Here is a 14431-nt window from a genome sequence, read left to right on the forward strand (position 1 = left end):
ACCTCGTAATAATCGAGAAGGTTAATCAAGGAACTCGAATTCGTAATCTAATAATCTGACTGTGTCCCCGTTTTTTGCTCCTCTTTCTCTCAATGCATCATCTACACCCATTCCGCGTATCTGACGAGCAAAACGGCGAACCGATTCATCCCTACTAAAGTCCGTCATCTTGAATAGCTTCTCAATGGTGTCTCCACTAACGACAAAGCTTCCGTCTGGATCTCTCGTAATGACGAATTCAGTTTCTTTCGCTTCATGCTTATAAAGCACTCGGTGAACTCCTGTATCCTCTTCTTGTTCATCAATTAGCGGGAATTCAGGTGTATCCTCTAATTTATCGGCAATGGCAAATAGCAGATTGCTTAATCCTTGGCGAGTAAAAGCAGAGATTGGGAAGATTGGATATTCTTCTCCTAATTGCTCCTTGAATTTTTTCAAATTCTCCTCTGAATCAGGCATGTCCATTTTATTTGCAACAATAATTTGTGGTCTTTCCGTTAAACGAAGATTATATTCCTTTAACTCCCGGTTAATGGTGACATAGTCCTCGTATGGATCTCTTCCTTCCATTGCTGACATATCGATAACATGTACAATAACACGTGTTCTTTCAATATGTCTTAAAAATTGATGTCCTAAACCTACGCCAGAGTGAGCGCCTTCAATTAAACCTGGAAGGTCTGCTAGTACAAAGCTTCTCCCATCTTCTGTTTCAACCATTCCTAAATTAGGAACGATTGTTGTGAAGTGGTATTCAGCAATCTTGGGTTTGGCGGAAGACACAACAGAAAGCAATGTGGATTTTCCTACACTTGGAAAACCTACTAATCCTACATCTGCTAATAGCTTAAGCTCAAGGCTAACATCTCTTTCCTGTCCTGGTTCTCCATTTTCTGAAAGCTCAGGGGCAGGGTTTGCTGGAGTTGCAAAGCGAGAGTTTCCACGACCTCCACGGCCACCTTTTGCGATAACAGCTGTTTGACCATGCTCGGTTAGATCCGCAATAACCTCGTTTGTATTTGCATCGGTTACTACTGTTCCAGGTGGAACTTTAATAATCATGTCCTTCGCGTTTTTCCCATGCTGGTTTTTTGACATTCCGTGTTCACCACGTGGTGCTTTAAAATGACGTTGATAGCGGAAGTCCATTAATGTACGAAGACCTTCTTCTACAATAAAGACAACATCTGCTCCTTTGCCTCCATCTCCACCTGCTGGACCGCCTTTTGGTACGTATTTTTCACGGCGAAACGCAACCATACCGTTTCCACCGTCTCCACCTTTAACATATATTTTGACTCGATCGACAAACATGTTTTTCCTCCCGTCCGAAGTAAGTTAGAGTAGCATTTCAGTTGACGAGAATCGCTAATTCGTCCCTTATACAGTAGGGATGAATAATTCTAATGCGAGTTCCTGATCCGTCCATTCCTGTATATTCACCTGAAAGCTCGGGTGACTAGTCAGAAATTTTTCTAACTGCTCTTTTTCTTTTATTATTCCGCTAAAATCAAAAAAGAAACGGGCTCCGTTCAAATGTGGCTCAATCGAAATGGATAGATGGTTAGGATGAAAGGCTTCAATAGAGGTATCTAGCAAGCTAAAAAATTCCGTCGTCCATGCTGTTAGCTTTTCATCGTCTAAATTAATCTGATTTAAATCGTTCAGCACTTCAAACTCTAGTTGAAACGAATGACTCTCCCAATTGTATGTAAAGAGTAATGTGGCAAAATGAGGGCTGTTCAAATTGGATAGCTTTGAATCATTCTGTGCTTCCATTACAATCTCATCAATAATTGTCTTAACTCTGTCCAACTTATTTAAAGCAAGGTTCCCTTTAATTAATTGAATTTTATTTAACCAATCATGCCTTGCATGACGCAACACTTCAACCGTATCCCAATCTTTTTTCATACATGCACTCCTACGAATAATGTATAGCAAATAGTCTATTTTCTGTTAGTATAACAAAAAAAGAAGAGAACGTATGCTAATTTATTCGGTAAATGAAAAAAACTAGTATTATTTACCTCTCGCTTCTCATTTATAAGCAAAGAAGGTGTTCAAAATAAAGAAAACTCTAACCTAAGGGCTAGAGTTTTCTAATTAGAAAATTAAGCTTCTTGAGCTACAGGGTAAACACTTACTTGCTTACGGTCACGACCTACGCGCTCGAATTTAACAACACCATCTACTTTTGCAAATAGAGTGTCATCTCCTCCACGACCTACGTTTACACCTGGATAGATTTTCGTACCACGTTGACGGTAAAGGATAGAACCACCAGTTACGAATTGACCATCTGCACGCTTAGCACCAAGGCGCTTTGCGATAGAGTCACGTCCGTTCTTTGTAGAACCTACTCCCTTTTTAGATGCGAAAAACTGAAGATCTAATCTTAGCATTATTCCCACCTCCTAGTTTTTGAAGGTTATTTTTATGTGCTTTCCGTAGTCTCTTTCAATTGTTTGCAATGAAACTATCATACCTTCAAGCAACAGCTGAATTTTCTCTTGAATATCCTCAGATAAATGATCTGGAACGTCACAGCGGAGAAAGCCATCTTTCCCTTGTTCAATGTCAGGGGTAATGCCTGTTAGAGCAATAATCGAGTTAATTGCTCCAAACGATACAGCTGAAGCGCCAGCACAGACAATATCATTGCCTCTGTTAGCAAATAATGCATGACCGCTCATCGTAAACGACTGAATTCTTCCGGACTCTGTACGAGTAATCGTCGCATGAATCATATCAATTTATACCTTAAGCGTTGATTTTTTCAACAACAACTTTAGTGTACGGTTGACGATGACCTTGCTTTTTACGTTGATTTTTCTTCGCTTTGTATTTGAAAACAATGATCTTTTTCGCACGACCTTGTTTCTCAACTTTAGCTGTAACTGTAGCGCCTTCAACTACTGGGCTTCCTACTTTTACATTATCTCCACCAACGAATAAAACCTTATCAAAAGTAACTGTTTCTCCTGCTTCAGCGTTTAGCTTTTCGATGTAGATTGCTTGACCTTCTTCTACACGAATTTGCTTTCCACCTGTTTCGATAATAGCGTACATGAACTGCACCTCCTTATAGACTAAGACTCGCCATTCACAGGCGTTTTGCAAAGCAAAAACTTAAGCCTGATCTGTGCGGTTGTAGCACGGTGCGCTACAAACAATAACATGAAAATACTATCACAATTCGAAGAATCCTGTCAATAGAATATCCCATTCTAAATCATTTATTTCTCTTTTTCTATTAGCTCTTTTACACTTCCTAGCTTACGAATGTGAAAAAACGGTTTGGGAGACTGCCTAGTAACGAAGAGGATTTTGAAGCTAAGTGCTTCTTCTAAGCGTTTCAAATGAACATGATCTTCCCCTGAGAATATAGATTGAACAGATTCTGAGAGCTCTACCTGAACGGCTTCATAATCTGATGTTTTGTACTCCCAAAGCTCTCTTTCTAATTGAAAGGCAACGGTTTCCGCACTGAGTACTCTCCCTGTCCCTTCACAAGTTTGACACCTGGTTGTTAGAGACTCCTGAAGTGATACTTTTGTTTTCTTCCTTGTCAATTGTAATATACCAAGTGAAGTAAAACCTATTATTCGTGACTGACGATGATCTTTTTTTAGCTCCTTTTCAAGGGCATGCATGACCTCTTTCCGATCAGAATCATCTTTCATATCGATAAAATCAATTAAGATAATGCCCGCAAGGTCTCGAAGGCGAATTTGCCGTCCAATTTCAGCCGCTGCCCATTGATTTGTTTGCCTTACCGTTTGACTCCGGTCACTTTTACCTGAGAACTTCCCTGTATTTACATCAATGATGGTTAACGCTTCCGTTTCTTCGATGATGATATAAGCACCATTTTCGAGCCATACAATTCTTTTTAATGCTTTTTCAACCTCAGACTGAATTTGATGAGCGGTAAAAATATTTTCTTTCCCTTGATAAAAGCTAATTTTATTTTCTTTATAGAATGACTCTAGGACATGTTTTAGCTCAAGGTCATCTACCAGCACTTCGATAGATGAATTTTTTTCTATCTCAAAAAGGATTTCGTCCATAAATAAGTCGGTCCGTTTAATCAAAGAAGGCTTTTTCAACCTCTCTCCTTTTCGACTAATATCTTCATACTGTTCTCTGAGCTGATCTAATTCTTCACGTAGTTCAGCCATAGTTTTCTCCTTTACATTTGTACGAAAAATTAGCCCTTCTGCCTCATCCTTCAATTGATAGCCAAGCTGACGAAATTCTTCCCGTACTGTTTGATCGGCAATTTTTTTTGAAACGGCTACATACTTTCCATGTGGCATATAGATGAGTGCCTCTCCAGTTAACTCAATGAGCCCTGATAGCCTAGGTCCTTTCCCGAAAGTCGCATCCTTCTCCACTTGCACCAATAGCTTTTCACCTTGATGAACAAAGGACGAAATTCCTTTCTGGTCTTTCACTTTTTGTTCTAGAGGAGACAATACAAATGCAGGGAGCTTATCCCTGTGTAAATAGCCATTCCGATCCTCACCAAGATCAACAAACGCAGCATTCATCCCAGGTAAAACTTTTGTGATAGTACCTAAATAAATGCTACCCACATCTGATTGATGCTTCGGTTGCTCGATGATTAGCTTTTCAATTTTTTTGCCATCCACTAAAGCATAGCGTTTTTCTCTTCCAAGATAATTGATGATCAATTTCTTCAACATGTTTTCCTCACTTTTATCTACTAATTACTTTATTATCCTATGGTTAGTAGATATAAAGCAAATCTCTAATTTTTGCTGTCAATAGTCTCTCCGAGAAATAGGCATGCAACAGTTCATTTTCATCCAACATCCCCTTTTCCTTTTCTTGCTCTAGTACGACAATCGGATGCTTACAACCCCTTTGAAACTGCTCTAATACATGAATAACCAATTCATCCTCTTGGACTTTAATCGGTTTAAGATCCCGAAGTTCTGTACTATTGCCATAATACCTCTCCAATAGAAAGCGAATAAAAATATATCTCCCTTGTTTCCATTCATGATACAAGGTAAAACCTAAAAAGGAGATGATAATCCAAATGTTTAAATTGATGGGACTAGTGACCAAAGTAAGGATGCCAAAAAGGATAACGGCTACAAGTGAGATCCATAGCGTCCTTTTATGAGCAACCGGAAATGGCTGTTTAAGGGATAACCATAAAAACACGAGCTTCCCCCCATCCAATGGCCAAATTGGCAAGAAGTTAAATAAAAGAATCATTATATTGTACTGGATAAATAATGTGTATAACGACGCTGACATGATTCCAAACTGGAAAAGCAAAAAAGCCACTCCAATTAGCCAAGCATGCTGCATGGGGCCCGCAAGCACGACAATTGCCTCTTCTTTCAGTGGACGGTTTCCGTGTTCATCCATTTCAGCTACTCCTCCAAAAGGAAGGAGGGATATTTTTTTTATTCTCCACGAAAAAAAAGACGCTGCGACCGCATGTCCCATTTCATGAATGAAAATAATCAAAAGAAGAAGGGATAGTTCAATAAAATGCGCGGTCGCAACAGCTACTGCAATGACAATCCATAAGAGCGGATGGATATGAATATATGTGAATGCTCTCAGTACTTTAGTCAAATTCAATCACCTGAATCGGATCAATAAAATCATTCCCTTTTTTTAAGGCAAAATAAAAGGTTCCTTTTGTACCATCCGCACTAGTGGAGGCTGCCCCTACTTTTGTCCCCTTGCTAATATATTCATAGAGATTCACATCTATGGAATCCAAATTGCCATACCATGTTTCACTTTTATCTCCATGCTGAAGGATAACTGTTTTGCCAAAGCCCTCTTTTTCCCCTGCAAAACGGACCATTCCCTCATTCATGGCTTCAACTGCTGCACCTTTACCAATTTCGATGGAGATTCGTTGCCCGGTAGTATCGAACTCCTCTAATATTCTAGATGCTGGCAGCGCGTACTGGTTTGTAAATTGATCTTCATCAGATGTTTCATTATCAGAAAAAGGCAGTAGTGCGAGAGGCTTCCCAAACTGCTCCTCATACCAGTCAGATACAGCTGCAAATTGAAAATCCTTATCCATTGAATTTTTAACAAATGTTCTCGCAGGATCAAAAACAGAACTAGTATTCTTAAACATAATAGCAACTACCAATAATAATGTGATGGAAGCTAGAACCTTAAAGATAAATACCTCTTTCTTAAATAAAGGGTGATTACCTTCGTTTGATCCACCTTCATAGACTGGCATTTTATCAAGCCCATACCTCTCTTCATCATCTGCCCAAAACCTTGGACTGCTTTGATTGTTCCCAATCTTTTCTCTTTCTTTTTTTCGTTTTGCTATTCTTCGACGGACTTCATCGGCTCTAGAATGCATTTTCTCCCCACCATTCCCTTTTAACCAATTTGTACAAGTCTATGAGTTGTCCACATAGAGTATGACAGGAGATTTTAATAGGGGTAGTCCAAATGTTCTTTAAAATAGGCTTTTTTCGTATACTTTGATACTTTTAAAACATGTGCAGTTTTCAGCTCCAAGATACTCGCTTGCTGTAAGCTCCCGCCTTTCGATCCAATCAACTTGCTGTTAATAATCAACCATAAGGTTTAACACAGCAAAAATAAAAAAACCGAGGAGCACTTGATTGCTCTCCTCGGTTCTCACGATTTGCTGTTTTACAAGCTTTGTAATTTTGGGGTTAGACCTTAAATGGAATTCGGTGTATAACCTACTCCATTTTCAAAATATGTTGGTTTATTTCACACCAAAAAACTTCTTTAGTTTAGAAAAAACACCATTGCTTTCATCGTCAAGTGGCTGTAATGGTACAGACTCTCCAAGGATACGACGAGCAATATTTCGATATGCGATAGAAGCCTTGCTATTCGGATTTAGAGCAATTGGTTCACCTTGATTCGAAGCTTTAATTACTTCTTCATCATCAGCAACAATGCCCAATAAGTCGATGGAGAGGTGTGTTGTTACTTCATCTACATCAAGCATGTCGCCATTTTTCATCATATGATTGCGAATACGGTTAATGATCAGCTTCGGGGCTTCAACACCTTCTTCCTTCTCAAGCAATCCGATAATTCGATCTGCATCACGGACAGCTGAAACTTCGGGTGTTGTGACAACGATTGCTTTATCAGCACCTGCTACAGCATTCTTATATCCTTGTTCAATACCAGCTGGGCAATCAATAATGATATAGTCATAATCCTGCTTTAATTCATTCACAAGCCTCTTCATCTGCTCTGGAGTGACAGCGGTTTTATCGCTTGTTTGTGCTGCAGGTAGTAAGTACAATAAATCATCAAATCGCTTGTCCTTTACAAGGGCTTGATGAATTTTACATCTATTTTCCACTACATCGACTAGATCGTAAATAATCCGATTTTCTAATCCCATTACCACATCTAAGTTACGAAGTCCGATATCTGTATCTATTAAACAAACCTTTTTTCCTTGAAGAGCCAAAGCTGTTCCAATATTTGCAGAGGTAGTTGTTTTTCCTACTCCACCTTTGCCAGAAGTAATGACTATTGCTTCTCCCACTTTAGCATCCCCCTTTCAAACGAGTTAAATTTGGTCTCAGGTGCATAAGTACTTGTAATCGATCAACAACAATTTGGTCTTGATCGTCTATGTAAGCACATTCCATTTCACGTGTTTCTGTCTCTGCATTCGTTCCATCCGGTGCTCGGTTAAAGCAATCGCTAATCCGCAGCTGGGAAGGCTTCATTAATGACGCTGCGATTACGGCATCCTTATTTCCTTTGTGTCCAGCATGGGCAATCCCTTTTAAAGCTCCCATGATAAATATGTTTCCGCCAGCAATTACTGTTCCACCTGGGTTTACATCTCCTATCAATAATAAATCACCAGGCACTTCAAGGATTTGACCCGAACGAATCATTCTAGCTACAGAGACAATTTCATTCTCGGCTTTTAATTTTTCTGCTTCTTCTTTTGTCATCACATTTGTTGTAATACGATCGACAACTAAATTTTTCTTTTGACGAATTAAATTTTTCAACTCTTCTTGTTGACTATCTGATAAATAACGATTACCTACCTGAACACGAACAGATATTAGCTGCCTGTCCTCTAGAGCCCGAGAGCTTTCAGAGAGCTTCTCATCTAGTTCTTGTATTAATTCTGCATAGGAACATGTATCATCTAGGTGTAAAGTTAATCCGTCCTTTGTTCCTTTAATCGTTACATTTGGCATTTTTTTCATCAAGATGTTCACCTCAATTAGAAAAGCGCAAGAAGCTCCTAACACATGTCAATTAGAAGCATGTTAAGAAGCTTTTCCTGGAGCTAGACACTTATCTCAATATAAAATGTATTTCCTTCAGCCATTCGAAAGCGCTTATAATCTAGTATAAAATTCAATGATTCTATCATATAAGATTTACTATATGTATCTTCGACAAGCTTTGTCATAACTCCTCTTTTACGATTAACAAGAAGCCTTAACAAAGCAATCTGACTGGCTTTATTAAGGCTTTTCTCCATTATATCATGACCTAGTCATTTTTTAGATAGTCTGCCTGTTTTTCTGAAATCTTTTTTAACGGGTGAGCAATGATTATCGTAAATGCTAGATTTAACAATAGGGTTGGAAATAGTCGATCATTCAGAAATGATTGAAACACCATATCCGTTTGATGGATCAAAAAATTCATTTCATATACACCAAGCTCAAGAAAAACAATCCCTATCAAACTCACTAAGCTTACAATTACGATGTTTGTTTGCAGTACATTCATGATTTTGGAAACAAGATAGGTGGTTAGCGGAAACATAAATAGATTAATCCCAATAATCTCTGTATATACAATGTCAAATAATAGTCCAAAAATAATGCTATAAATGATTCCTTGTTTTTCATTCACATACACTGTAAAAAACAGGATGATCACCAATAAAAAATGAGGTACTAATATCCGGTCACTATTAAAAGCCTCTGCTGGTAATAATTCGACAAACGTACTTTCAAGAACGAAAAATAACGTTAACATTACGGGAAGAAGGAGTCTTCTCACTGTTCTTCCTCCTTATCCTCTACTCCCGGCTCAATCATTTGGCGTTTAACAACCATTACATGCTCAATGTCATATAGGTTCGCACCTGGTTTGACATACGCTGTTTGCGTTAAGCCAAATTCATCTGGAACCACTTCAACAACCTTTCCTATTGGAAGTCCTCCAGGAAAAACACCTCCTAGACCAGAGGTGATGACAGTTTGATCCTTCTCAATTTTTGCATCATATGGTATCTTTTTTAGCATTAATAATTTTCGTTCTTCATCATAGCCCTCAATTGTCCCGTAGTAGGTTTGATCTCCATTTACTTTAGCAGAAATTCGATTCGTCGGATCCATTGCGCTTAATAGCTGAACAGTTGATGTAAACTGCTGGCTGCTTTTCACTTTTCCAATTAGCCCGTTTGATGTAATAACAGCCATATCCGCCTTAATTCCAGCGCTTTTCCCTTTATTTATTATTAAAAGCTCATGCCATTGACTCGGATCCCTTCCAATTACAGTTGCTTGTTTTGGCTCGAAATCTCGTAACGAATCTTTTTTATCAAGTATATCTCGTAATTCTACATTTTCCTTTTTTAACTCCTGCACATTGGCTTCAAGTACTGCTAACTCATCTAAGCGTTTTTTTAACTCTTTATTCTCTTGATATGTATTTTGCAGATCCTCTAAATTTTCAAAAAAACCAGCCACATAATGGGCAGGTCTTGAAACAACGGTTTGTACCCAGCCAGTTGTATCCTTAATAAATTGTTCTGGCCATGTTAGTTGATCTCTGCTTTTTAGAGAAAATCCAATCAATGCCACGAGAATTATGATGCTGACGAGCAAAATAATTAAACGCTTATTCAGAAAGAATTGTGGCATTTTCGACACCTCAAATTTTGTTGGTCTAGCTTTCTCTGTTTTTTTGTTATAGCGCTGTTTAGGTAACAGCGCTATAACTTAACGAGAATCTTTTGACTTATTTTTAAATAAATGAATATGATCTAATGCTTTTCCTGTTCCAATTGCTACACAATCTAACGGATTTTCAGCGATTAATACAGGCATTTTCGTTTCTTCACTAATTACTTTATCTAAGTTACGTAACAGGGCGCCGCCCCCAGTTAAGACAATCCCACGATCCATTATATCAGCAGCTAACTCAGGTGGAGTTTTTTCTAGTGTCACCTTTACTGCATCAACAATCGCATATACTGTATCATTTAATGCTTTTGCAATTTCTTCAGCCGTAATCTCAATTGTCTTCGGAAGACCGGTTAACAAATCGCGTCCACGGATTTCCATATTTTCAATCCCTTCAGGATCACCTGCAGAGCCCACTTCTACTTTAATTGTTTCAGCTGTCCGATCTCCAATCATCAAATTATACGTTTTGCGGATATAGTTGATGATTGCATCATCCATTTCATCCCCAGCAATACGAATCGATTGGCTTGTTACAATACCGCCAAGTGAAATAATAGCTACCTCTGTTGTCCCGCCGCCAATATCTACAACCATACTACCAGTTGGCTCCCAAACAGGTAAATTCGCACCAATTGCTGCAGCAAAGGGCTCTTCAATAGGATAGGCATCCCTTGCGCCTGCTTGTCTTGTCGCATCAATAACGGCTCGCTCTTCTACTGCTGTAATTCCTGATGGCACACACACCATAACATAAGGCTTTCCTGAAAAAAGTCCCTTGTTTTTCGTAGCTTGTCTAATATAATATTTCATCATGGTTGCAGTAGTTTCGTAATCAGCAATTACGCCATCTTTCATTGGGCGAAGCGCCACGACATTCCCTGGAGTTCGACCAATCATATTCTTGGCGTCGTTTCCAACAGCCACGATATTTTTTGTATCAGTTTGCAAAGCCACGACAGATGGCTCTCTTAAAACGATTTCCTTCCCTTTTACATAAACGAGGGTATTTGCTGTTCCTAAATCAATTCCGAGATCTCTTGTCCCAATTCCAAACATAGTTGTATCTCCCTTTCTGATACGAAGTACTAATTCATAATAAGGTATATGCTAAACAGGTGATTATATATCTAAATGAAAATGAACTTTTAACTTTTAGACAATCTCAAAAATCACAAACAATATTATAGCTTAACGCTAATTAAAATCATAGTATTATAAGTACCCTTTTTCCTTCAAGCTGACAAATTTATTCTCCCCTATGATTAAATGGTCTAATACATCAATCCCAATGATTTTACCGCATTCTGCTAATCGTTTGGTCACTTCAATATCTTCTTTACTTGGTGAAGGGTCTCCCGAAGGATGGTTATGGAGACAAATAATTGAGGCTGCTGACCGCCTAAATGCTTCCTTAAAGACCTCCCTTGGATGTACGATCGATGCATTTAAGCTGCCAACGAAGATGGTTTGTTTGTGAAGCACTTGATTTTTGGTGTTTAAATATAGACAAACGAAATGTTCCTGGGTAAGAAACCGCATATCATTCATTACGTATTTGGCCCCATCTTCTGGAGAACGAATGACATAACGATCATCATACGATAAATTTGAGATTCGTCGACCAATTTCAACAGCTGCTAATACTTGAATGGCTTTTGCTTCACCTATCCCCTTAATTGAGGTAATTTCCGCAAGAGTAGCTTCTTTAAGCAAGCGTAAGCCCTCAAAATGGGTTAGCAGCCGGTTCGCTAATTGGAGGACAGACTCATCCTTTGTCCCCGTTCGCAGTAAAAGGGCAATCAGTTCATGATTAGACAGACTCTCTGGACCACTGTGTATGAAACGTTCTCTTGGTCGTTCGTCCACAGGAAAATCACGGATCATTAATGTTTCTGAATTCAATTTTCTTCCTCCCTTGTGAATCAGGGAGTCCAGATGGCGTGGTCTAATATGGCAGTTCAAACCCTAATTGCTTTAGTTCGCGAATGGTTCTTGAAAGAGGCAATCCAACAACTGAGAAATAATCCCCCTCTATCTTCTTTACAAGCAAGCTTCCAAGCCCTTGTATTCCATAGGCACCTGCTTTATCCATAGGCTCCCCTGTACGAATATAGGATTCAATTTCTTCATCTGTTAACTCCCAAAACTCCACATCTGTTTTTTCATAGAAATTTACTAGTTTTTCTGGAGCAACAATTGCAACACCCGTATAAACCGAATGTGTTTGACCTGATAGCATCTTCAACATTTTATATGCTTCATCGCTATCGGTTGGCTTTCCAAGTATTTGTTGATTCGATACCACTACTGTATCAGATCCAATCACATAGGAATTCCCATGCTTCGCACGAATATCTCTCGCTTTTCGCAATGCTAGCTCCATAACTACATCACTCGGCGTAAGCTTCTCATTAAAGGTTTCATCAACATCACTACTGATGACTTGAAATGTTAAATGAAGATTTTCAAGAAGTTCTTTTCGACGTGGAGAAGCTGAGGCTAAAATGAGGGGCATCATACATAATCACCTTTCCTTATCAGAAAAAATCAAAAAGAGAAATACATTCCTATCGTATCAAATATCCTCAATTCTCACAATTTTTAACTAGAATAATTAGAATTTTTTTCTAGCAAATGACATCTCCTAAAATGTTTAAGTCTGAAGACTTCTCAGTTGTACTATGAAACTGAAGAAGACCTTCTACATACATAAAGCCCGCCGGAAAATTCGACAGGCTTCATTAATTTATGATATTTCCCAGAAAATATACAAAATACGACATTTTGTTTTAGTTTCATTTGAGTGTTTACATTGAATGATACATAGCTAGAAATGATAACATTCTCTGCTGCATATTATTTATTAGCTTTTGCTCCGGCTTTTGTTGATAGGATATCATTTGATTCATGACCGTTTGTAAGTCAATTTGCATTTGCTGGATGTTTTTGTTAGTAATATTATCAGGATTCACATCAATAAAGGAACTTCCTTGCTTCTCAATGCTATCTAGTAATTGCTTCGGGATTTCATTTGATAAGGTTATCGTACCCACCCCCGCTGCTAATAATTGATACAAAGGTCTACTTTGTTCTAATAGAAGCTTTTCATTTTCTTCCAAACTTGCTACTGACGCTCCACCAAATGACAATTCCTTCGCATACGTATCGACACCTTTGCTTTTTAGTTGAGTACCAATTGCTTTAGCATCTTCTAAACTATCTGCTACCCCTAGAAATAAATAGGCTTGGTCATCGATTTCAATAATTTGGCTTGGTATCCCTTTTTCATTAATGGAAGCTTGAATTTCTTTAGCAGCCTCTATATCCGAATACACTCCACCTTGAATGACAAAGCTTACGATTGGTTGCAATGTAGCTTCGGCAGTTCCTGGTGTAAGGGATTCATCTGAACCTGAACTCGCTGTAGGGGTAGGGGTACCGCCCACTATACCACCATCCGTTATGACAAGCTTTAACATAATGAACCCAAAGCTTGTCCCTAATAGAACGGCAAAGACAAAAGCAAGGAATATTGAAGGTAGGAATCCTTTATCATTCTTTCTGTTTAATGCGCTTTGTAATTGAGAGATTCCTTTCTTCTTTGTCTTTTTTTCCGAGTTTCCTAGCTTATATTCTTTTACCTCTACCTGTACATCATCATCGAGTTCTGGAAGAATCCAATCAAAGCTCTCATCCTCAACGGCTTCTTGTGATGCCGCAGTTTCGTGAAAGGAAACAGACTTTGTATCACTATCACTTTCGGCCTGTTGACCTTGTGGGTGAAATTGTTTATCTTCAAACGTTCGATCTTTTCCATTAATTTTTATTGTAATCGTTTTCGTTTTCCCATTCGCTAGCTTGTCCAAGCTATTCGCCTCCTTCCTTGTCGATTGCTGATTTTTTATCATCCTAACATACTAACAAAAAAAAATAACAAGACTTTTGTCGTCTTGTTATTGAATGCTTTCGTCAAATTATTCAATTATTCGATTGGATTAGTTTGGTTGATAGTTCAGCTATTGGGATAGGCGTTTCGATACCATTCTTTGTGCACAGGTTTCTTTTCAAGCCTTTGAAGCAAACCGCCGTAATCCTTTCACCACTTACGACTACATACGAGGTATTTACAGCAGGGTCTAAGTATGAATTTGTATCAGGATCCCTTATTTTTTCGATATAATCTTCATTCACTAATGTTTGATAGGAAAGCTGTGTCGGCACTACTTCTTCACTTAGTATCTTATCCTTTACATAAAAGGTTGCAGAATCCCTAAGTGCATAAGAATTAGCGACAATTGCTTGATCCTTTGCTTTTTGTATTACATTTAATATAGCTATTGTAGCAATAGCTGAAATAATTCCTAGAATGACAATAACAGCTAAGAGCTCAATTAACGTTAAGCCTCTATCATTATTAATCTGTTTACTTAACATGCCCTCCTCCTCTTTCAAACAAA

At 38.4% G+C, this 14431-nt stretch carries 18 protein-coding genes and 1 other annotated feature; all 18 genes read right to left on the reverse strand.

All coding sequences use genetic code 11. From position 1 onward, the window contains the following. Window positions 1-21: 21 nt before the first annotated feature. Entirely contained in the window at window positions 22-1314 is a 1293-nt protein-coding gene (obgE, locus tag LS684_RS15375) for a GTPase ObgE (RefSeq protein WP_233807229.1), read from the reverse strand. A 66-nt stretch (window positions 1315-1380) separates the two neighbouring features. After that, entirely contained in the window at window positions 1381-1914 is a 534-nt protein-coding gene (locus LS684_RS15380; RefSeq protein WP_233807231.1) for a sporulation initiation phosphotransferase B, read from the reverse strand. A 200-nt stretch (window positions 1915-2114) separates the two neighbouring features. Continuing rightward, the gene (gene rpmA / locus LS684_RS15385) at window positions 2115-2405 is read right to left on the reverse strand and encodes a 50S ribosomal protein L27 (RefSeq protein ID WP_097159102.1); all 291 of its coding nucleotides are present in this window, start codon (window positions 2403-2405) and stop codon (window positions 2115-2117) included. A gap of 12 nt (window positions 2406-2417) precedes the next feature. Beyond that, complete coding sequence (locus LS684_RS15390; RefSeq protein ID WP_233807233.1) at window positions 2418-2750, reverse strand: ribosomal-processing cysteine protease Prp; 333 nt, start codon at window positions 2748-2750, stop codon at window positions 2418-2420. Window positions 2751-2763: 13 nt separating this feature from the next. Beyond that, on the reverse strand, window positions 2764-3072 hold the full coding sequence (gene rplU / locus LS684_RS15395; protein WP_233807234.1) for a 50S ribosomal protein L21: 309 nt from the start codon (window positions 3070-3072) through the stop codon (window positions 2764-2766). Window positions 3073-3085: 13 nt separating this feature from the next. Beyond that, window positions 3086-3163, reverse strand: a sequence feature (ribosomal protein L21 leader region). A 76-nt stretch (window positions 3164-3239) separates the two neighbouring features. After that, window positions 3240-4712 (reverse strand): Rne/Rng family ribonuclease, encoded by a 1473-nt coding sequence (locus LS684_RS15400; protein WP_349293066.1) that lies wholly within the window; start codon window positions 4710-4712, stop codon window positions 3240-3242. A 43-nt stretch (window positions 4713-4755) separates the two neighbouring features. Further along, entirely contained in the window at window positions 4756-5622 is an 867-nt protein-coding gene (locus LS684_RS15405; protein ID WP_233807235.1) for a M50 family metallopeptidase, read from the reverse strand. Beyond that, complete coding sequence (locus LS684_RS15410) at window positions 5615-6385, reverse strand: M23 family metallopeptidase (RefSeq protein WP_233807236.1); 771 nt, start codon at window positions 6383-6385, stop codon at window positions 5615-5617. Before LS684_RS15410 ends, LS684_RS15405 begins: the two co-directional genes overlap by 8 nt. 378 nt (window positions 6386-6763) lie before the next feature. Further along, on the reverse strand, window positions 6764-7567 hold the full coding sequence (gene minD / locus LS684_RS15415; RefSeq protein ID WP_233807237.1) for a septum site-determining protein MinD: 804 nt from the start codon (window positions 7565-7567) through the stop codon (window positions 6764-6766). 1 nt (window position 7568) lies between these two features. Next, window positions 7569-8252 carry a septum site-determining protein MinC gene (gene minC / locus LS684_RS15420; RefSeq protein WP_284701568.1) on the reverse strand — a complete coding sequence of 228 codons (684 nt, stop codon included), beginning with the start codon at window positions 8250-8252 and terminating at the stop codon, window positions 7569-7571. Window positions 8253-8335: 83 nt separating this feature from the next. Beyond that, the gene (locus LS684_RS15425) at window positions 8336-8533 is read right to left on the reverse strand and encodes a hypothetical protein (protein WP_233807238.1); all 198 of its coding nucleotides are present in this window, start codon (window positions 8531-8533) and stop codon (window positions 8336-8338) included. Window positions 8534-8544: 11 nt separating this feature from the next. Continuing rightward, window positions 8545-9063: a rod shape-determining protein MreD gene (gene mreD, locus LS684_RS15430; RefSeq protein ID WP_233807239.1), complete on the reverse strand. Its 519-nt coding sequence runs from the start codon at window positions 9061-9063 to the stop codon at window positions 8545-8547. Continuing rightward, a complete protein-coding gene (gene mreC / locus LS684_RS15435; RefSeq protein WP_233807242.1) occupies window positions 9060-9929 on the reverse strand; it encodes a rod shape-determining protein MreC in 870 nt (289 codons plus the stop codon). Before mreC ends, mreD begins: the two co-directional genes overlap by 4 nt. 78 nt (window positions 9930-10007) lie before the next feature. Continuing rightward, window positions 10008-11030 carry a rod shape-determining protein gene (locus tag LS684_RS15440; protein ID WP_233807244.1) on the reverse strand — a complete coding sequence of 341 codons (1023 nt, stop codon included), beginning with the start codon at window positions 11028-11030 and terminating at the stop codon, window positions 10008-10010. 156 nt (window positions 11031-11186) lie between these two features. Continuing rightward, complete coding sequence (gene radC / locus LS684_RS15445; RefSeq protein WP_233811677.1) at window positions 11187-11858, reverse strand: RadC family protein; 672 nt, start codon at window positions 11856-11858, stop codon at window positions 11187-11189. Window positions 11859-11919: 61 nt separating this feature from the next. Further along, window positions 11920-12492, reverse strand: a complete 573-nt coding sequence (locus LS684_RS15450) for a Maf family protein (protein ID WP_233807246.1) — start codon at window positions 12490-12492, stop codon at window positions 11920-11922. 289 nt (window positions 12493-12781) lie between these two features. Beyond that, complete coding sequence (locus LS684_RS15455) at window positions 12782-13840, reverse strand: SPOR domain-containing protein (RefSeq protein ID WP_233807248.1); 1059 nt, start codon at window positions 13838-13840, stop codon at window positions 12782-12784. Between the two features lie 112 nt (window positions 13841-13952). After that, window positions 13953-14408, reverse strand: coding sequence for a type II secretion system protein (locus LS684_RS15460; protein WP_233807250.1), 456 nt, complete (start codon window positions 14406-14408; stop codon window positions 13953-13955). Window positions 14409-14431 lie beyond the last annotated feature (23 nt).

This window comes from Cytobacillus spongiae (assembly GCF_021390075.1).

What these genes read in the sequence shown, in the direction of transcription:
- obgE (WP_233807229.1), bottom strand. Translation starts at nt 1,314, where the DNA reads ATGTTTGTCGATCGAGTCAAAATATATGTTAAAGGTGGAGACGGTGGA.
- LS684_RS15380 (WP_233807231.1), bottom strand. Translation starts at nt 1,914, where the DNA reads ATGAAAAAAGATTGGGATACGGTTGAAGTGTTGCGTCATGCAAGGCAT.
- rpmA (WP_097159102.1), bottom strand. Translation starts at nt 2,405, where the DNA reads ATGCTAAGATTAGATCTTCAGTTTTTCGCATCTAAAAAGGGAGTAGGT.
- LS684_RS15390 (WP_233807233.1), bottom strand. Translation starts at nt 2,750, where the DNA reads ATGATTCATGCGACGATTACTCGTACAGAGTCCGGAAGAATTCAGTCG.
- rplU (WP_233807234.1), bottom strand. Translation starts at nt 3,072, where the DNA reads ATGTACGCTATTATCGAAACAGGTGGAAAGCAAATTCGTGTAGAAGAA.
- LS684_RS15400 (WP_349293066.1), bottom strand. Translation starts at nt 4,712, where the DNA reads ATGTTGAAGAAATTGATCATCAATTATCTTGGAAGAGAAAAACGCTAT.
- LS684_RS15410 (WP_233807236.1), bottom strand. Translation starts at nt 6,385, where the DNA reads ATGCATTCTAGAGCCGATGAAGTCCGTCGAAGAATAGCAAAACGAAAA.
- minC (WP_284701568.1), bottom strand. Translation starts at nt 8,252, where the DNA reads ATGAAAAAAATGCCAAATGTAACGATTAAAGGAACAAAGGACGGATTA.
- LS684_RS15425 (WP_233807238.1), bottom strand. Translation starts at nt 8,533, where the DNA reads ATGGAGAAAAGCCTTAATAAAGCCAGTCAGATTGCTTTGTTAAGGCTT.
- mreC (WP_233807242.1), bottom strand. Translation starts at nt 9,929, where the DNA reads ATGCCACAATTCTTTCTGAATAAGCGTTTAATTATTTTGCTCGTCAGC.
- LS684_RS15440 (WP_233807244.1), bottom strand. Translation starts at nt 11,030, where the DNA reads ATGTTTGGAATTGGGACAAGAGATCTCGGAATTGATTTAGGAACAGCA.
- radC (WP_233811677.1), bottom strand. Translation starts at nt 11,858, where the DNA reads ATGATCCGTGATTTTCCTGTGGACGAACGACCAAGAGAACGTTTCATA.
- LS684_RS15450 (WP_233807246.1), bottom strand. Translation starts at nt 12,492, where the DNA reads ATGATGCCCCTCATTTTAGCCTCAGCTTCTCCACGTCGAAAAGAACTT.
- LS684_RS15460 (WP_233807250.1), bottom strand. Translation starts at nt 14,408, where the DNA reads ATGTTAAGTAAACAGATTAATAATGATAGAGGCTTAACGTTAATTGAG.